Here is a 16,517-nt window from a genome sequence, read left to right on the forward strand (position 1 = left end):
TCAGGCGGACAGCGGGAACTCCTCGCCCAGCGCCCGGAAGACCCCGGTGTTCAGGGCGAAGGCGCGCTTGCACTCGGCGACGACGCGCTGCTTCTCCAGGTCGTCGGCGCGGACGCCGTCCAGCAGTTCGCGGTACTCCCGCTTGAAGGCGGCCGGGTTGGTGATCTCCTCGAAGACGTAGAAGCGGACCCCGTCGCCCTTCCTGGCGAAACCCCAGGTCCGCTCGGCCTTGTCGCGGATGATCTGCCCGCCCGACAGGTCGCCGAGGTAGCGCGTGTAGTGGTGGGCGACGTACCCCGCCGGCCACTCCCGCGCGCACTCGCGCACCCGGGCCGCGTACGCCTCGGTCGCGGGCAGGGCGGTCAGCCCCGTGCGCCAGTCCGCGCCGCGCAGGTGCGCCAGGTCCCGCTCCAGCGACGCCAGCCGCATCAGCTCCGGCCGGACGAACGGCCCGGCCACCGGGTCCGACGCCAGCCGGCCGGCCCCGGCCTCCAGGGCCTCGTAGACGAACCACAGCTGCTCGGTGTAGCGCGCGTAGGCGTCCACGCCGAGCCGGCCGCCCAGCAGGTCGCTCATGAACGTCGAGGTCTCCGCCTCCACGTGCTGCTCGTGGGAGGCGGTGCGGATGAGCGTCGAGAAGGAGTCCATGGCCATGATTTTCTATGGTTAGGCTTACCTAAGTCAATAGGCTTGCCGACGGTCTGTCGGTAAAAGCGTACCCGCCGGGACGCGAAACGGCCCGCCCTCCGAGGAGAGCGGGCCGTCCGGGGGTGTGCGAGGTCAGGGCAGCGTGAGGATCTCCGCGCCCGAGTCCGTCACCACCAACGTGTGCTCGAACTGCGCGGTCCGCCTGCGGTCCTTCGTCACGACCGTCCAGCCGTCGTCCCACATGTCGTACTCGTGGGTGCCGAGCGTCAGCATCGGCTCGATCGTGAAGGTCATGCCGGGCTGGATCACGGTCGTCGCGTGCGGGCTGTCGTAGTGCGGGACGATCAGCCCCGAGTGGAACGAGGAGTTGATGCCGTGGCCGGTGAAGTCCCGCACCACCCCGTACCCGAACCGCTTCGCGTACGACTCGATGACCCGGCCGATGATGTTGATCTGCCGGCCCGGCTTGACCGCCTTGATCGCGCGGGCCAGCGACTCCCGGGTCCGCTCGACCAGCAGCCGGCTCTCCTCGTCCACCTCGCCGACCAGGTAGGTCGCGTTGTTGTCGCCGTGCACCCCGCCGATGTACGCCGTCACGTCCAGGTTCACGATGTCGCCGTCGCGCAGCACCGTGGAGTCGGGGATGCCGTGGCAGATGACCTCGTTGACCGAGCTGCACAGGGACTTGGGGTAGCCCCGGTAGCCGAGCGTGGACGGGTAGGCGCCGTGGTCGCACATGTACGCGTGCGCCACCCGGTCCAGTTCGTCCGTCGTCACACCGGGCGCGATGTGCTTCGCGGCCTCCTCCATCGCCCGCGCCGCGATCCGCCCGGCCACGCGCATCGCCTCGATGGTCTCGGGCGTCTGCACCTCCGGTCCGGTGTACGGCGTCGGCGCGGGTTTGCCGACGTACTCGGGCCTGCGGATGTTTCCGGGCACGGAACGGGTGGGGGACAGCTCCCCTGGGACGAGCAGCGACTGGCCAGACATGCAGCGAGTCTAACCAGCACGCATGGGGGAACATGTCCGTGGCGGAAGGAGCTGTCCATGGCCCTGTTCAAGAAGCGCACGGTCGGCAAACCGGGTGAGTGGTACTACTGCCTGGAGCACCAGAAGGTCGAGGAGGGCCCGGACTGCCCGGGCAAGGACCGCTTCGGACCGTACGCCTCCCGCACCGAGGCCGAGCACGCGATGCAGACCGCCCGCGAGCGCAACCTCGAGTGGGAGAACGACCCCAAGTGGCACGACGCCTCCCCGACGGGAAGCGCCGACGGCGACCGGGACGACTGAGCACACGCGCAGCCGGCCGGCCACGCGCGGGCCGGTCACCCGCCCGCGGCGTCGGCTGTGCGCCTCTCGCGCAGCCGCACCGCGTGCTCGTTCGTCCGCGCGTCGTAGGTCATCATCGTCGGCAGGCACAGCGCCAGCAGCCCCACCGCGCCCGCGCACAGCAGCCCGCCCGACCACACTGAGGCCCGCACCCCGGCGAGGGCGGCCGTGCCGCCCGCCCGGACCTGGCCGAGCCGCGGGCCCACCGAGTACGACAGCAGCTCGATCCCGGCGAGCCGGCCGCGCAGCTCGTCCGGGACGGTCTGGTTCCACATCGCGCTGCGGAAGACACCGCTGACCATGTCGCAGGCCCCGGCGAGGACGAAGCACAGCAGCACCAGCCACACGTTCCCGGCGAAGCCCGCGGCGGCGATCGCCACACCCCACCCGGCCGCCGCCAGCACCACCATCCGCCCGTGCCGGTGCACCCGCGAGGTCCAGCCGCTGCTCACGCTCACCAGCAGCGAGCCCGCCGGGATCGCCGCGTACATCAGCCCGAGCGACCACTCGGCGTCCAACTCGTCGGCCAGGAAAGGCAGTACCGCGAGCGGCATCGCCAGCAGCATCGCCGCGACATCGACCGCGTACGTTCCCAGCAGTTCCTTGCGGCTCCACGCATACCGGGCGCCCTCGGCGATCGCGGCCCACGACGGCCTGCCCGCCTCGTGCGAGGCCGGAGAGGAGGCGAGGCCCGCCACCAGGGCCACGGAGGCGGCGAAGGTGGCCAGGTCCACCGCGTACGCCCAGCCGAGACCCGCGTACGCCACCACCACGCCCGCCAGCGCCGGCCCGGCGATGCCGCCGACCTGCCAGCGCAGCGCGTTCAACGAGGCGGCGGCGGGCAGGTGCTCGTGGGCCACGATCCGCGGGATCAACGAGTCCAGGGCCGGGCGCTGGACCGCGCCCAGCGCCGAGGTGAACGCGGCGATCACGTACAGCGGCCACACGGCCGGGCTCGGCAGCAGCGCGTTGACCAGCAGCGCCGCGCACAGCACGCCCTGACCGGCCTCCGTCCACAGGATCAGCCTCCGCTTGTCCCAGGCGTCGGCCAGCGCGCCGCCGTACAGCCCGAAGACCACCAGCGGTACCAGCTCCACGGCACCGATCGCGCCCACCGCCGCCGCCGACCCCGTCAGTTCCTTGATCTGCACCGGGAGCGCGACGAACGTCAGGAAACTCCCGAAGTTCGTGATCAGACCGGAGACCCACAGCCGTCGGAAATCCCGGGACGCCCGCCATGGAGAGAGGTCGGGCAACAGGGCACGCAGGCCGGCAGGCGGATCGGCGGGCGTGCCCGCGGGGGCATCGGTGGGGGAGGCCTCGGTCACGAGGGGTTATCGTCCGGCGGCACACGAGCACGGGCAACCGGTTTTCGCGGCGGCGGTCACCTGTCGGAGGGCACCGGTCGTCGGTCGGACCGCGGCGGCGTGGTCAGCGGCTCGGCCGGGTGGGACGGGCGGCGCCGGAGTCGGCAGTGGAAGGATCAGCGGGGCGGCGGCGGTACCGCGAGGGGCCGGCCGGGCCCGGCCGGGGCGAGTGGGCCGGGGGCGGCGGACGCGGTCCGTTCTCCGGCGGGGGTCACCACCCCGACGGCGGCGGGGCCGTCAGGTGGTCGGCCAGGCGCGACAGACGGTCCCGGAAGCGGCGGCGGCCCCGGGGCGGCGGCACCGCGTTCTCCCCGGCCGAGGCGCTGACCAGGTGCTGGACCGTGTCCAGGTCCAGCTCGGCGCCGTCCGGGACGGTCAGCGTCTCGTGCGCCATCGCCGTCAGCTCGCGCTCGCCCGGTGCGCGGTCGGTGCCCAGTGCCAGCACCGTCGCCCCGGCCCGGCGGGCGTCGTGCACCCGCTCCAGGAGCCCGGCGCCCGGATCGCCGGGCGTGACCACGAGCAGCGTCTCCCCGCGCCGGGCCGCCGCCAGCCGCCCCAGGCCGACCGCGAGGTGCGCCGGGTCCGACGGGCGCGCTCCGTGCCGTACCAGCGTGGGCGCCAGCTCCGGCGTCCCCGACCAGGCGGCCTCGTCCACCAGGTGCGCCGCCAGGTGCCAGGGCTCGTACCCCGCGGTGCCCACCAGCAGCAGACCGCCCCCGTGCGGGACCACCGACCCCCGCAGCGCCCCCGCGAAGGACCGGGTGGCCCCCAGCCACTCGGTCCCGGCGAGCACTTCCCGCAGCAGCGCGACCCGTACGGCGTCCATGCCGCCGCATCCTGCCGCAACCCCGCGCGCGCGGTCCGGCGTTCGCCCCGGATTCACCCGCCCCGGGGACCGCCTCCCACCGGCCGGGACCCGTACCCGTGAGCCGGCCCCCGCGGACGTAGGGTCGCCCCATGACCTCTACCGACAGTGCGGACAGTGCCGCACAGAAGGCCCCCGCCAAGGCTCCGGCCAAGGACCCCTGGGACCTGCCCGACGTCTCCGGGCTGGTCGTCGGCGTGCTCGGCGGCACCGGGCCCCAGGGCAAGGGCCTCGCGTACCGCCTCGCCAAGGCCGGCCAGAAGGTGATCGTCGGCTCCCGCGCCGCCGAGCGCGCCGCGGCCGCCGCCGAGGAGATCGGGCACGGCGTCGAAGGTGCCGACAACGCCGAGACCGCGCGCCGCAGCGACGTCGTGATCGTCGCCGTGCCGTGGGACGGCCACGCCAAGACCCTCGAGTCCCTGCGCACGGAACTGTCCGGCAAGCTCGTCGTCGACTGCGTCAACCCGCTCGGCTTCGACAAGAAGGGCGCCTACGCGCTCAAGCCCGAGGAGGGCAGCGCCGCCGAGCAGGCCGCCGCCCTGCTGCCGGACAGCCGGGTCGCCGCCGCCTTCCACCACCTCTCGGCGGTCCTCCTCCAGGACCCGGAGATCGACGAGATCGACACCGACGTGATGGTGCTCGGCGAGGAGCGCGCCGACGTGGAGATCGTGCAGGCCCTCGCCGGGCGCATCCCCGGCATGCGCGGCGTCTTCGCCGGACGGCTGCGCAACGCCCACCAGGTCGAGTCGCTGGTCGCCAACCTGATCTCCGTCAACCGCCGCTACAAGGCACACGCCGGGCTCCGCGTCACGGACGTATGAGGCGATGGGGGACACTGGGCGGTACCAGTGTCCCCCCGACAGGAGCCGTTCCCATGCCCCGCCTCGCCCTCTACGCCCTGGCCGTCTGCGTACTCGCCGTGGCCGCCGCCGTCGTCTCCTTCGTGCGGGGCAGCGTGCTGATCGGCGTCGTGTGGGTGCTGCTGTCGGGGCTGTCGTCCAACATGTGCTGGTACTACGTCAAGCGCGGCCGGGACGCCCGGCGTGCCGCGTCCTCCCCGTCCGTCACCGGCTGAGCGGCCTCATCCGGCCGGCGTGCACAGCGGGTCGGTCTGCCAGAAGCGGTACAGCTCGAAGCCGCAGTACGTGTCGACGTCGCCGATCCCCAGGCTCCGCAGGAGCGCGTCGACCACGTCGAAGAACACGCCGTTGAGCGCCGGGATCCACAGCAGCGCGAACACGATCAGCAGCCCGAACGGCGCGAGCGGCTCCACCTGCCGCCGCACGTTGTACGACAGCCAGGGCTCGATCACGCCGTAGCCGTCCAGGCCCGGCACCGGCAGGAAGTTCAGGATCGCGGCCGTGACCTGGAGCAGCGCGAGGAACGCCAGCGCGAGCCGGAAGTCGCGCGGCACGCCGTCCAGCGCGTCCAGCCAGAACGGCGCCGTGCACACGACGGCGAACAGCACGTTCGTCAGCGGGCCCGCCGCGGAGATCAGACTGTGCCGCCACCGTCCCTTGATCCGCCCGCGCTCGATGAAGACGGCGCCGCCGGGCAGCCCGATCCCGCCCATGATCACGAAGAGGACGGGCAGCACGATGCTGAGCAGCGCGTGCGTGTACTTCACCGGGTTGAGCGTGAGGTAGCCCTTCGCGCCGACCGAGATGTCGCCGCTGTGCAGCGCGGTGCGGGCGTGCGCGTACTCGTGCAGGCACAGCGAGACGACCCACGCCGCCGTCACGAACAGGAACACCGCGAGCCCCGGCTGCTCGGCGAACCCGGTCCAGGTGGCCCACCCCGTGACCGCCGCGACGGCGACGATCCCGAGGAAGACGGGACTGATCCGCCGGTCACTGGGGCGGGCGGTGGCGGTGGACATGGAACTCCCTGACGGTCGGGCACGCGTGGCGGGCACCCGCGGGACGCGGGACTGCCCGACGGTACCGGGCGCACGGGGGAAACGTCTCGCGGGCGGCGGTCGTTCCGGCGCGGAACCGGCGGTCGTTCCGGAGCGGAACCGGCGGTCGGCCACGCCGTGCGGTCAAAACCCCGTGACCGGCCCGGACGGCAGCGGGGACAATGGGCCCGTGCGCTATCGCATCCTCGGCACCACACAGGTACTCCGTCCCGACGGCACGGCCGTCCCGCTCGGCGGGGCGCGGCTGCGCGCCCTGCTGACCGTGCTCGCCCTCCGGGCCGGCCGTGCCGTTCCGGCGGGGCTGCTCGTGGAGGAGGTGTGGGACGGGGACCCGCCCGCCGACGCGCCGGGCGCGCTGCAAGCGCTGGTCGGGCGGCTGCGCCGGGCGCTGGGCGCGGACGCGGTCGCCTCGGCCGACGGCGGTTACCGGCTCACCGCGGCCCCGGACGACGTCGACCTGCACCGCTTCGACCGGCTCTCCGGCGAGGGTGCCCGCGCCCTCGCCGACGGCGACCCCGCCAAGGCGGCCGTCGTGCTCGACGACGCGCTCGCGCTGTGGCGCGGGCCCGTCCTCGCCGACCTGCCCGACCGCACCGCGGAGGCGGCCCGCTGGGAGACCCGGCACCTCGACGCCCTGCGCGCCCGCCACACCGCCGCCCTGGACCTGGGACAGGCCGAGCACTCCCTGCCCGAGCTGACCGCCCTGTGCGACGGCCACCCCCTGGACGAGCCCCTCCAGGCCCTGCGCCTGCGCGCCCTGCGCGACACCGGCCGCACCGCCGAGGCCCTGGCCGCCTACGAGGCCGTACGCCACCTCCTCGCCGACCGTCTCGGCACGGACCCGGGCCCGGAGCTGCGCGCCCTCCACGCGGAACTGCTCAGCCCGACCGCCCCGGCCCCCACGACCACGCCACCGTCCCCGGCCTCGCCGCCGGGGACGGTGTCCGGCGGCGGTCCGGGCACGGCGTCCGGGGCGGCCTCCGCCCCGGGCCCGGTGCCCGGTTCGACACCGCGTCCGGCAGGGGCACCCGACGACCCGGCCCCGGGACGCGCCGCAGCACCCGCCCCGGGAAGCGCCCCCGCCACCGGGACGTCCCACGGGCCCCACACCACGCCCGCCTCCGGCACGGCGCCCGTCTCGGGCACGGCACCGGGGTCAGGCACGGCGCCTGCTTCCCCGGCGGCGCCTGCCCACGGGACGGCACCGGGATCTGGCGAGGCGCCCGCCCCCGGCACCGCACCGGAGTCCGGTACGGCACCCGCGTCCGTCCCGGAGGGGCTCCGCCCCCGCGGCAACCTCCGTGCCCGGCTCACCTCCTTCGTCGGCCGGGACGGGGACGTGGAGGCGCTGCGTGCCGACCTGGCGGGGACCCGGCTCGTCACCCTGCTCGGGCCCGGCGGGGCCGGCAAGACCCGGCTGTCGCAGGAGGCCGCCGAAGGCGCCGGGGACGCCGCGCGCGACGGCGTGTGGCTGGCCGAGCTGGCCCCCGTCGACGACCCCGTCGGCGTACCCGAGGCCGTCCTGACCGCCGTCGGCGCCCGCGAGACCGTGCTCTACCGCGCCGGTTCCGAGGAGATGCGGGCCGTCACCGCCTCCGAGGGGCAGGACACCGCCGTCGAGCGGCTCGTCGAGCACTGCGGCCGGCGCCGCATGCTGATCGTCCTCGACAACTGCGAACACGTCGTCGACGCCGCCGCCCGCCTCACCGAGGAACTCCTCGCCCGCTGCCCCCACCTCACCGTCCTCGCCACCAGCCGCGAACCCCTCGGCGTACCGGGGGAGTCGCTGCGCCCCGTGGAACCGCTGCCCGAGCCCGCCGCGCTGCGGCTGCTCGCGGACCGGGGCGCCGCCGCCCGCCCCGGCTTCCGCGTCGACGCCGACGAGGAGACCGCCGCCGCCTGCGCCGAGATCTGCCGCCGCCTCGACGGACTGCCGCTCGCCATCGAACTGGCCGCCGCCCGGCTCCGCATGCTCACCCCGCGCCAGATCGCCGACCGCCTCGACGACCGCTTCCGCCTGCTCACCTCCGGCAGCCGCACCGTCCTGCCCCGCCAGCAGACGCTGCGCGCGGTCGTCGACTGGTCCTGGGACCTGCTCGACGCCGACGAACGCGACGTGCTGGGACGGTTGTCCGTCTTCGCGGGCGGCTGCGACCTCGCCGCCGCCGAGGCCGTGTGCGGGCCCGCCGCGCTGGACGCCCTCGGCTCCCTCGTCGACAAGTCCCTCGTCGTGGCCGCGCCCGTGACCGACCGCGGCAACGGCGACGGCATGCGCTACCGCCTCCTGGAGACCGTCGCCGAATACGCCGGCGAGCGCCTCGACGAGTCCGGCGCCCGCCCCGCCGCCGCCCGCGCCCACCTCACGTACTACCGCGAACTCGCCCGCACCACCGACCCGTTGCTCCGCGGCCCGCAGCAGCTCGCCGCCGTCGAGCGGCTGGAGCGCGAGTACGAGAACCTGCGCACCGCCCTGCGGCACGCCGTCGCCGAGCGCGACGAGCAGGAGGCGCTGTGCCTGTCGCTGTCGCTGGTCTGGTACTGGCAGATGCGCGACCTGCGGGTGGACGCCCGGAACTGGTTCGTCGAGGTGATGGCACTCGGCCCGGACCCCTTCGCCGAACCGGGCACCCCCGCCCGGCCGGTGTGGGAGCGGTGCACGTCCGCCCCGCCCCCGATGACCGGCGAGGTCCTCGCCGAGGCCTGGCGCGGGGTGCACCTGGCCCACCTGGCCTGCATGGACACGGAGCTGGACGCGTGGCAGAACCCGGCGGCCCAGCGCAAGCTGCGCATCATCGCGGACACCTACGAGCCGGGCATGCCGCAGACCTGTTCCAGCCCCGGCCTGCTCTGGTTCTACGCCGTGATGCTCACCGGTGACATGGACCGGCTGCGCGAGATCATGGACGCCACCGTGCGCACCTGCCGGGAGACCCCGGGGTACGAGTGGGAGCTGGCCGGCGGTCTGCAAATGCGCGCCAACATGCTCGCCAACCGCACCGACTGGGCGGGGGACGCGCTCCGCGACGCCGACGAGTCGCTGGAGATCTATCACCGCCTCGGCGACGCCTGGGGCATGGCCGAGGCCCTGTCCGGACGCGCCGAGGCCCGCGAGCGCGTCGGCGAGTACCGGCTGGCCGCCGCCGACTACCGGGCCGCCGCGCGGCATGCCGAGCGGATCGGCGCCCACGCCCAGGTGGACATCCTCGACGCCCGCCTCGGCAGCGTGCTCCTCGAGGCGGGCGACACGGAGCGCGGCGAGCGGGTGCTGCGCGGGGTGATCGACCGCACGGCCGGTACGGGCCACAACGGCGCGATGCCCGCAGCCCGGCTGTTCCTCGCCGGGCACCTGGGCATGACGGGGCACACGGCCGACGCCGGCGAGCAGTTGCGGCTGCTGCGCGAGGAGTTCTCCATCGCCCACTTCGTCGTCTTCGACGCCTTCATCCTCGCCGCCGAGGCGTGGCTCGCCACGCTGGAGGACCGGCACGAGGAGTGCCTGACCCGGATCCGCAAGTCGCTGGAGCGGGCCGAGGACCCGCTGTCCGCGGCGATCGCCCCGCACATGCGCTCGGCGTACCTGACCATCGCCGCGATGGCCCTGGCCCGCCTGGACGGCGGCGACCGGGCCGCGGACGGCGCCCGGTGCCTGGGCGCCGCCGAGGCGATGCTGCCGCCGGGGCACGTGTCGACGGGCATGGAGCGCGACGCGCGCGGGCGGGCCGTCGAACGGGTCCGCGAGGCGCTCGGCACCGAGGCGTACGACGCCGCGTACGCCGAGGGCGGCCGGCTCTCCGCGGAGGAGGCCGTCGCCCTCGTCTGACGCCTGCCACACGGGCGCGGATCAGGTCTTCGTACGGAACTTGCGGCGCGGTCGTCTGACCTGCGCTTTTACCGACTGCACCCCTTGTGACCTGCGGTTTTCCGTACGGTCGAATCCGGTTGCGTCCGGTCGCTTCCGAGTGTGCTGCGGACTGTCCGCGGACTCCCCGGCCCGTGGTCCTCCTGGTCCCCTCGTCTGCCCTGTGCAGACAGAGCGGCGCCGCCCGGTGATCTCACCCACCGAACGGCGCCTGAGTCCGACACCTGACCAGACCAGGAGCAGACCTGCCGTGAACCGTACCGTCACCCTGCCCACCGCCGACCACGGGGACGTCACCCTCCCCGAACCCTCGTGGTGCGCCGGCCACCCCCGCCACAATGCCCGCGACCTCCGCGCCGAGATCCTCCACACCGGCCCGGCCGTCGTCCTGGAGTTCCGAGGACTCACCCTCACCGCCGCCTGTCTCGCCCAGGCCCCGTTCGCCGGGAAGAAGGCAGGGAACGCCGTCCACGGCTCGGACGACCTCTACGAGCGGGAGCTGGACGCCCGCGGCCTGTACGCCTACGCGGCCGCCCTGGAGACGTACGCCGCGGGCGTGCGGAGCCTCGCCGATCAGCTGCTGGTCATCCTCGCCGGGGAGGACCAGTGAGCAACCCCCGCCCGGCCCGCCTCCGCGGCAGCAGGGGCCGCCGCATCCGCGTCAAGGTCGGCGCCCGCGACGGCATCCGCTGCTTCCACTGCCGCACCCCGTTCGCCTCCACCGACGACGCGACCTTGGACCACTACCTGCCCCGGTCGCTGTGGCCGATCCACTGCCAGTGGAACCTCGTGCTGGCCTGCGCCCGCTGCAACGCCCACAAGGGGTCCACGCTCCCGCTCGGTCTGCTGCTGGTCCTGCGGCCGTGGCTCACGGCCGCGCAGCTGGAGGTGGCGGCGTGAAGCGTGACCCGCTGCTGTGGGCCGCGCTCGCCGCGGTCCTCGTCGTCCTCGCCTCCGCCGAGTACCAACTCGCCGTCGCCTGCGGGTTCGGCACCTACGTCGCCGCCGGCGTCCCGGCCGCCCTGGACGTGTACGCGCTCGCCGCGCTCCGGGCCCGCCGGGACGTCTTCACCGTGGTGCTCACCCTGATCGCGGTGAACGCGGCGTCGCACCTCGTCGAGGTCGGTCTCCTGCCCGTCTCCGTGCCCCTCGTCGTCGGCGTCTCGGCGATCGCCCCGCTCGTTCTGTGGCGCGTGCACCGGCTGTCCGAGCGGCATGCGGAACCGGCGCCGGTCGTCGAGGCGGAACCAGTTCCGGCCGTGGCGGAACCGACCCCGGAACCGGCGGAACCGATCACCTTCGAGCGGGCCTCCACGGTCGTAACGACCGTGCAGGAGCCGGTCGGCGCGGCCCCCACGGACAACGTCCTCGGCCCGTTCGTGCCCTTCGCGGAACTCGCGGGCGGAACCGGCGGAACTGGGGGCGGGACCGGCTCTGACGTGCCGCTCTCCGACTGGTTCGCCACGCTGCCCAACGGCTTCGAGCCGTCGGCGGAACCAGCAGCGGAACCAGTTCCGCCGTCGGTTCCGCCCCTGGTTCCGGCGACCGGAACCGGCGCCGCCGACATCGTGTCCGAGGACACCGCGAACACCACCTTCGGCAAGCGCGTCGACACCGTCCGCGGGTGGCTCGCCGACGAGCCGGAACTGAGCGGAACCGAGGTCGGAACCCGGCTCGGCGTCTCCGCCTCGTACGGCCGGCGCCTGCTGCGGACCGCCCGGGAGGACACGTGATCCCCGCCGTCCTCTACGCGCTCGCCGCGCTCGCCGCCCTGGTCCTGCTCGCCGCGGTCGCCCCGCGCGCCGTCCCGCCGGTCACCGGCACCTGCGCCCTCATCCTCACCTTCGCCGCGCTCGCCGTGGCCGTACTCCACTGAGGCCCCTCATGAACTACGTGACCTTCGGCGGCGTGACCGTCGGCCTGATGCTCCTCGCCCACCAGCTGTTCACCTGGTGGCCCGGCCGCAAGGCCCTCATGAAGGACCCCGCCCGGCAGGCCGCCGAGCTGCTGCCCTTCCTCGCCTCCTGGGCGTACGGCGCGCTGACCACCCTCGGCGTCGGCGGCCTCATCGGCACCGCGTCCAGCGCCGTCCTCGGCCTCTCCAACTGGTTGGGGGACGCGGCCCTGGTGTGGGGCGTCGGCGGCAACGCCGGGGAACTGGCCGCCCGCGGCACCTTCCTGCCCCTCACCGGGCCCGGCGTCGCCATCGTGCTGATCCTCACCGTGGCGGTCGTCGTCTCGGCGAAGAAATCGAAGCACGGCAGCGCGATCAAGCGCGGCACCTGGTGCGGCATCACCCTCGGCACGTCGGCCGGCGTCGCAGGGTTCGCCGCGGTCCCGCTCGCGACGGCCGCGAACTGGCTCGGCGGCACCGTCTACGGGGCCCTGTGATGACGGCCCGCAGCAAGCGCAGCGAGGAGACCGAGGAGCCGTCCCGCGCGGCCGGTGCCCTGGTCCTGGTCGCCCTCGGCGGCGGCGGTCTCGCGGTCGTCTTCGCCGTCTCCGAGACGGCCGGGATCCTCGTCACGGTCGCGGCGGCGACGGTCGCCACCTGGTGGACCGTCTCCCGCCCCGTGTCCGAGTTGTCCGCCCCTCCCCCACCGGGGGAGGGCCGCCCCTCCTGCAAGGAGTGTGCAGGTCACGAACTTATCCGCGTGACCCCTTCTCAGACCCAGAAGGGGATGTTGATCTACACCAGTGCGGCGCCCGGCGACCTCACGCACACCCACGTCCACATCGTCGAGGGGGTGAGCAAGCGATGATCCGACGCTTCCTGACCCTCGTGCACGAGTACTGCCCGACGTGCGGCTGGTGGACCGAGAACTGCGGCCACCCGAAGTGACCTCGCGCCGCAGCTAGGTGCACTACAGTCGTAGTACGCCGCCCGCGGAAAGGCCCCCGGATCTCCTGGACCGGGGGCCTTCTGCCGTCCTCGGCGACCATGGGGCTCTGACCCACGGTTGGCCGCTATCCGCGGGCCGTCTCCCGCAGCGTCCGCACCAGCGCCCGCCCCGTCGCGCACTGCTGCACGTCGTCGGTGCACTGCTCGCACATCTGCGTGTGCTCCACCAGGGCGCGCATGGCGACCCCCTGCGGCCCGGACCGGTACGAGCCTGCCCCTGCCGCCTCTGCCCCGGTACGATCCGTCACGTCGACACCTCCACCCGTCGGCCTGCCCCCGAACCCTGGCCGGTTGCGGGGGCTTTCTCCTGGTCGGACGCTACCGCTACAGGCCACTACAGGGCACCCCATACGGCCACACGGCGCCACCTACGGGTGCCGGTCGCGGGGTGCCGCCGTACGTTCCGGATCATGACCGAGGACCCGTTCGTCTACGTGTACGTCCGCGTCGCCGACCAGGTGGAGCAGGAGATCCGCGCCGGCCGACTCCCGCACGGCGCCCGCCTGCCCAACGAGCGGGACATGGGCGCGCAGTACGGCGTGGCCCCGGGGACCGCGCGCCGGGCGGTGCAGGAGCTGCGGGACCGTGGGCTGGTGGTGACGCTGCCGAACAAGGGCAGCTTCGTCGTGGCGCCTGAGTAGGGATACACGCTGACGTGTACCCCCTTCCGCCCCACGCGGGCGCGGCCAGTCGAGGGCGCACGTGTTTCAGATGAAACACCTGCCCGTCCGCCCCACGCGGGCGCGGGCAGTCGTAGCGATATCGCAACGGCTGAGGGGCGCGACCCGTAGGCCACGCCCCTCGTACGCCGCGCTCAGACCCGGCGGGCGATCTCCACCCCCAGCCGCTCACCGAGCTTCACCAGCTGCTCCGGGTCCCCCGGGCACGCGGCCACATGCCGCACCTCCCACACACCCGACAGGGTCACGCCGGCCTTCACCCGACAGTGCGGGCAGCGCGCCGTCGTGGCGGCCCTGCGGTGCGCCGTAAGCGCCTGCCGCAGCTCCACCGGAGCATCGTCCGGGACGACCGGCACGACGACTACGGCGGGCCCGCACTGCCACACCTCGTGCTCGCCGTCGGGGGTCGTGCGCAGCAGCTGCGGCACGGCGGCCTGCACCAGGGCGACGATCTGCGCGGAGTCGGCGCGGTGCTTCCGCTGCTTCGTCTTCCTGCTCACCTCTACCTCCCAAGGACGAACTGGACGTTGCCGCCGCCGACGTCCACTTGCTTACGGATCCGGTTGACCACCATCTCCCCGAAGTCGTCCCCGCCGGTGAGCTGAACGGTCTTCACCGCGCCCCCGCGGCTTGCCGGTCCGCCACTGGCGGCGGCCCCCATGCTCGCCGACATGGTCATGGACGGCGTCGGGGTGTCGACCAGGTTCGACATCGTCCGGTCGACGACGCCGGCGTTGTCCTCGATGCCCTTCGCCACACCTGCGGGAATCCACCGGCCGACGCTCTTGGCCATGACCTTCGACGGCGAGCTGATGCCGAGGGCCTTCGCGATCGGGCCCGGGATCATGTTCTTCGCCCAGCCGATCAAGGTGGACTTGAGCCACGAGCCCATGGACTTGATGCCGTTCCACAAGCCGCGGACCACGTCCGCGCCCTTGCCGTACAGCAGCGAGCCCAGATTCCCGATCGCACGGGCGATCCGGCCCGGCAGGCCCCGCACCCAGCTGATGAACCCGACGACCTTCTGTGCCGTCGCCGTACTGAACCGCTGCCAGTGCCGGGCCGCAGCCGACGCCAGCATCGAACCGAGCGCGGCCAGCGCCCCGAGCGTCCGCCCGGGCAGTTCCTTCACCGAGGAGACCAGGCTGTTCCACGTCCGGGAGATCGGCCCGGACACGTACTTGGACCACAGGCCGCCGAACCAGTCGCTGATCGCCTCGCCCCACTCGGGCAGCTTCACCTGCGCGGCCTGGATGAGCTTGGCGACGAACCCGCCGATGATCAGGCCCACGGTCGCGGCGACCCCGGCGATCAGCAGCTCCGGCAGGAATGCGATCGCGGCGAGGAACGCGGCAGCCAGTAGGGCGACCTTAAGGAACGCGGTCGGGTTGGCCATCGCCCACTCGGCCGCCCGCGACCCGGCCATCGCCAGCCCTTCGGCGATCTTCGGGCCGATCGTCGCCACCTTCGACGCGATCGCGTCGCCGAGCATCGGCACGAACGCCGACAGCTTCGCCGCGAGCGACGCCCCGTCCAGGCCCGCAGTGGCCTTGTCCCAGATCCCGCCGAGCTTGGTGCCGAACACCTCGATCCCCGGGATGACGGTGCCGCCGAGGAAGTCGACGAGGCCCTGCTGCATGCCGCGCTGGAACTGCTTCACGCGGGTGCCGGCGTTCTCCCGGAGGCTTTTGCCGAGCCGGTCGGACTCGCCAGCCACGTTGCCCATGGCCTTCTGTGCCTCGTGCAGGTTGAGCTTGAAGAAGGCCGCACCGAGGTCCTCGCCGGGGCCGCCGAACAGGTCCTGGATGGCCTTCTTGGCGACGTTGGAGCCGGGCCCGAGTTCCACGATCGCGTCGTGGATCTGGGCCATGGCGTCCTCGCCGCGCTGCCCGCCGGCCGACAGAGCCGCGATCATCTGGTCGGCGTTCAGGCCGATCGACTGGAGTGCTTCGACCTGCGCCTTACCACCGCCGGTGACGCGAAGCTCGAGCTCCTTGAAGGCGTCGGCCAGCTTGTCCGTGTCCTTCCATCCGGCCTGGATCGCCTGCCGCATCAGGCCGACGGCCGTGCGCCCGGACAGGCCACTCTTGGCGAACTGGACGCCGTACTCCGAGATCGTCTCCAGGAGGTCTTCGCTGTCCTTGCCGAGGCCGACCATGCCCTTGGTGATGAGGTCGAACGCCTCGGTGCTGTTCTTCGCGAGCCCCGTCTTGACGGCGATGCCGGCGGCCTGCGCGGCCTCGGACACGTCGACGTCGAAGGCGTTCGCAAGGTCCGCGGCCTTGGTGGCGATGGACTGCAACTGGGCGTTCGTCGCCCCGGGCGGGAACAGCCCGGACCCGGCGACCGCTCGGATGGCGTCGGCGCCGTCCTGGAAGCTGTCGACGACCGCGCCGGTGAACAACTGTCCGGCGATCTTGCCGTACTGCTTGGCCACGGGCGGCGTGGTGCCGAGCTGCGCGCCGAGCCGGGCCGTGATCGTCGACTGGTCCAGGGCCTCGGAGAACGCGGACATCAGGAACGCCCCGGCCGACGCGCCGACTCCGGCCGCGGCAAGCTTCAGCCCGCCCAGCTTGTCCGTGATGGACTGCCCGGCCCGCGCGGCGCCCTGCCCACCCGCGTCGGCCAGGCCGTCACCGAGGGCGTCGCCGGTCTCCTCGCCGATGCGCCGGCCTCCCTGCCGCATCACGCGTTCGGCCTCGGCGATCGCCGCTGTCGAGGCGTCGACCAGGTCACCGCGCATGTTGCGCCACTGGCCGTCCGCGCCGCGCACGAGGCCCTCGCCGAGGCGCTGCCCGGCCTGCTGCCCGGCCCGTTCGGCGTCGCTGCCCATGGTCTGCCCGGAGGCGCGCAGTGCGTTCTCAGCGCGGCGCAGGGACGGTGCCACGGCCCGGTTGTCGACGGTGATGAAGGCGGTGAGTTCACCCACGGTGAGTGCCATGCCGGCCG

Annotated in this window: 19 protein-coding genes; 11 read left to right on the top strand and 8 right to left on the bottom strand. The window is 73.6% G+C overall.

Going from position 1 to position 16,517, the window contains the following annotated elements; translation table 11 throughout:
• Both OHA99_RS26630 and map read right to left on the bottom strand, forming a co-directional pair.
• Nucleotides 1–648 (bottom strand): heme oxygenase (biliverdin-producing), encoded by a 648-nt coding sequence (locus OHA99_RS26630; protein WP_153182005.1) that lies wholly within the window; start codon nucleotides 646–648, stop codon nucleotides 1–3.
• Nucleotides 649–780: 132 nt separating this feature from the next.
• The gene (map, locus tag OHA99_RS26635) at nucleotides 781–1,638 is read right to left on the bottom strand and encodes a type I methionyl aminopeptidase (protein ID WP_007446079.1); all 858 of its coding nucleotides are present in this window, start codon (nucleotides 1,636–1,638) and stop codon (nucleotides 781–783) included.
• A gap of 57 nt (nucleotides 1,639–1,695) precedes the next feature.
• Here map and OHA99_RS26640 point away from each other — a divergent pair, with 57 nt between their 5' ends.
• On the top strand, nucleotides 1,696–1,938 hold the full coding sequence (locus OHA99_RS26640) for a hypothetical protein (RefSeq protein WP_054102083.1): 243 nt from the start codon (nucleotides 1,696–1,698) through the stop codon (nucleotides 1,936–1,938).
• Nucleotides 1,939–1,973: 35 nt separating this feature from the next.
• Here the strand turns inward: OHA99_RS26640 and OHA99_RS26645 are convergent, their stop codons facing one another.
• Both OHA99_RS26645 and OHA99_RS26650 read right to left on the bottom strand, forming a co-directional pair.
• Nucleotides 1,974–3,305, bottom strand: coding sequence for an MFS transporter (locus tag OHA99_RS26645; RefSeq protein WP_153180157.1), 1,332 nt, complete (start codon nucleotides 3,303–3,305; stop codon nucleotides 1,974–1,976).
• 250 nt (nucleotides 3,306–3,555) lie between these two features.
• On the bottom strand, nucleotides 3,556–4,170 hold the full coding sequence (locus OHA99_RS26650) for a hypothetical protein (protein WP_153180158.1): 615 nt from the start codon (nucleotides 4,168–4,170) through the stop codon (nucleotides 3,556–3,558).
• Between the two features lie 131 nt (nucleotides 4,171–4,301).
• On the opposite strand from OHA99_RS26650, the gene npdG reads away from it, so the two are divergent.
• Nucleotides 4,302–5,030, top strand: coding sequence for an NADPH-dependent F420 reductase (gene npdG / locus OHA99_RS26655; protein ID WP_153180159.1), 729 nt, complete (start codon nucleotides 4,302–4,304; stop codon nucleotides 5,028–5,030).
• Between the two features lie 53 nt (nucleotides 5,031–5,083).
• Nucleotides 5,084–5,284, top strand: a complete 201-nt coding sequence (locus OHA99_RS26660; protein ID WP_164385007.1) for a hypothetical protein — start codon at nucleotides 5,084–5,086, stop codon at nucleotides 5,282–5,284.
• Between the two features lie 6 nt (nucleotides 5,285–5,290).
• On the opposite strand, the gene OHA99_RS26665 is transcribed toward OHA99_RS26660, so the two are convergent.
• On the bottom strand, nucleotides 5,291–6,088 hold the full coding sequence (locus tag OHA99_RS26665; protein WP_153180161.1) for a site-2 protease family protein: 798 nt from the start codon (nucleotides 6,086–6,088) through the stop codon (nucleotides 5,291–5,293).
• A gap of 208 nt (nucleotides 6,089–6,296) precedes the next feature.
• Between OHA99_RS26665 and OHA99_RS26670 the strand changes: the two genes are divergently transcribed.
• The 7 genes from OHA99_RS26670 (at nucleotide 6,297) to OHA99_RS26700 (ending at nucleotide 12,748) form a co-directional block, all read left to right on the top strand.
• Nucleotides 6,297–9,947 carry an AfsR/SARP family transcriptional regulator gene (locus tag OHA99_RS26670; protein WP_405698175.1) on the top strand — a complete coding sequence of 1,217 codons (3,651 nt, stop codon included), beginning with the start codon at nucleotides 6,297–6,299 and terminating at the stop codon, nucleotides 9,945–9,947.
• 289 nt (nucleotides 9,948–10,236) lie between these two features.
• Complete coding sequence (locus OHA99_RS26675; RefSeq protein ID WP_405698176.1) at nucleotides 10,237–10,596, top strand: DUF6907 domain-containing protein; 360 nt, start codon at nucleotides 10,237–10,239, stop codon at nucleotides 10,594–10,596.
• Nucleotides 10,593–10,886, top strand: coding sequence for an HNH endonuclease (locus OHA99_RS26680; RefSeq protein WP_405698178.1), 294 nt, complete (start codon nucleotides 10,593–10,595; stop codon nucleotides 10,884–10,886). The genes OHA99_RS26675 and OHA99_RS26680 overlap by 4 nt, the downstream gene beginning before the upstream one ends.
• Nucleotides 10,883–11,719, top strand: a complete 837-nt coding sequence (locus OHA99_RS26685; RefSeq protein WP_405698180.1) for a hypothetical protein — start codon at nucleotides 10,883–10,885, stop codon at nucleotides 11,717–11,719. The genes OHA99_RS26680 and OHA99_RS26685 overlap by 4 nt, the downstream gene beginning before the upstream one ends.
• Complete coding sequence (locus OHA99_RS26690) at nucleotides 11,716–11,862, top strand: hypothetical protein (protein ID WP_405698182.1); 147 nt, start codon at nucleotides 11,716–11,718, stop codon at nucleotides 11,860–11,862. The genes OHA99_RS26685 and OHA99_RS26690 overlap by 4 nt, the downstream gene beginning before the upstream one ends.
• Nucleotides 11,863–11,870: 8 nt before the next feature.
• A complete protein-coding gene (locus tag OHA99_RS26695; protein WP_405698184.1) occupies nucleotides 11,871–12,377 on the top strand; it encodes a hypothetical protein in 507 nt (168 codons plus the stop codon).
• On the top strand, nucleotides 12,377–12,748 hold the full coding sequence (locus tag OHA99_RS26700) for a hypothetical protein (RefSeq protein ID WP_405698186.1): 372 nt from the start codon (nucleotides 12,377–12,379) through the stop codon (nucleotides 12,746–12,748). The genes OHA99_RS26695 and OHA99_RS26700 overlap by 1 nt, the downstream gene beginning before the upstream one ends.
• Nucleotides 12,749–12,953: 205 nt before the next feature.
• On the opposite strand, the gene OHA99_RS26705 is transcribed toward OHA99_RS26700, so the two are convergent.
• Nucleotides 12,954–13,136 carry a hypothetical protein gene (locus OHA99_RS26705; protein WP_405698188.1) on the bottom strand — a complete coding sequence of 61 codons (183 nt, stop codon included), beginning with the start codon at nucleotides 13,134–13,136 and terminating at the stop codon, nucleotides 12,954–12,956.
• A gap of 162 nt (nucleotides 13,137–13,298) precedes the next feature.
• Between OHA99_RS26705 and OHA99_RS26710 the strand changes: the two genes are divergently transcribed.
• Nucleotides 13,299–13,529, top strand: a complete 231-nt coding sequence (locus OHA99_RS26710) for a GntR family transcriptional regulator (protein ID WP_405698190.1) — start codon at nucleotides 13,299–13,301, stop codon at nucleotides 13,527–13,529.
• Nucleotides 13,530–13,702: 173 nt separating this feature from the next.
• On the opposite strand, the gene OHA99_RS26715 is transcribed toward OHA99_RS26710, so the two are convergent.
• Entirely contained in the window at nucleotides 13,703–14,068 is a 366-nt protein-coding gene (locus OHA99_RS26715; protein ID WP_405698192.1) for a hypothetical protein, read from the bottom strand.
• Between the two features lie 2 nt (nucleotides 14,069–14,070).
• A complete protein-coding gene (locus tag OHA99_RS26720) occupies nucleotides 14,071–16,509 on the bottom strand; it encodes a phage tail tape measure protein (RefSeq protein ID WP_405698194.1) in 2,439 nt (812 codons plus the stop codon).
• Between the last annotated feature and the right edge of the window lie 8 nt (nucleotides 16,510–16,517).

The sequence above is a fragment of the Streptomyces coelicoflavus genome, assembly GCF_045041415.1.
Taxonomy (GTDB): domain Bacteria; phylum Actinomycetota; class Actinomycetes; order Streptomycetales; family Streptomycetaceae; genus Streptomyces; species Streptomyces coelicoflavus.

Excerpts from the sequence above, each read along its gene's own strand:
- OHA99_RS26630 (WP_153182005.1), bottom strand. The coding sequence starts at position 648 with ATGGACTCCTTCTCGACGCTCATCCGCACCGCCTCCCACGAGCAGCAC.
- map (WP_007446079.1), bottom strand. The coding sequence starts at position 1,638 with ATGTCTGGCCAGTCGCTGCTCGTCCCAGGGGAGCTGTCCCCCACCCGT.
- OHA99_RS26640 (WP_054102083.1), top strand. The coding sequence starts at position 1,696 with ATGGCCCTGTTCAAGAAGCGCACGGTCGGCAAACCGGGTGAGTGGTAC.
- OHA99_RS26650 (WP_153180158.1), bottom strand. The coding sequence starts at position 4,170 with ATGGACGCCGTACGGGTCGCGCTGCTGCGGGAAGTGCTCGCCGGGACC.
- npdG (WP_153180159.1), top strand. The coding sequence starts at position 4,302 with ATGACCTCTACCGACAGTGCGGACAGTGCCGCACAGAAGGCCCCCGCC.
- OHA99_RS26660 (WP_164385007.1), top strand. The coding sequence starts at position 5,084 with ATGCCCCGCCTCGCCCTCTACGCCCTGGCCGTCTGCGTACTCGCCGTG.
- OHA99_RS26665 (WP_153180161.1), bottom strand. The coding sequence starts at position 6,088 with ATGTCCACCGCCACCGCCCGCCCCAGTGACCGGCGGATCAGTCCCGTC.
- OHA99_RS26695 (WP_405698184.1), top strand. The coding sequence starts at position 11,871 with ATGAACTACGTGACCTTCGGCGGCGTGACCGTCGGCCTGATGCTCCTC.
- OHA99_RS26700 (WP_405698186.1), top strand. The coding sequence starts at position 12,377 with ATGACGGCCCGCAGCAAGCGCAGCGAGGAGACCGAGGAGCCGTCCCGC.
- OHA99_RS26710 (WP_405698190.1), top strand. The coding sequence starts at position 13,299 with ATGACCGAGGACCCGTTCGTCTACGTGTACGTCCGCGTCGCCGACCAG.
- OHA99_RS26720 (WP_405698194.1), bottom strand. The coding sequence starts at position 16,509 with ATGGCACTCACCGTGGGTGAACTCACCGCCTTCATCACCGTCGACAAC.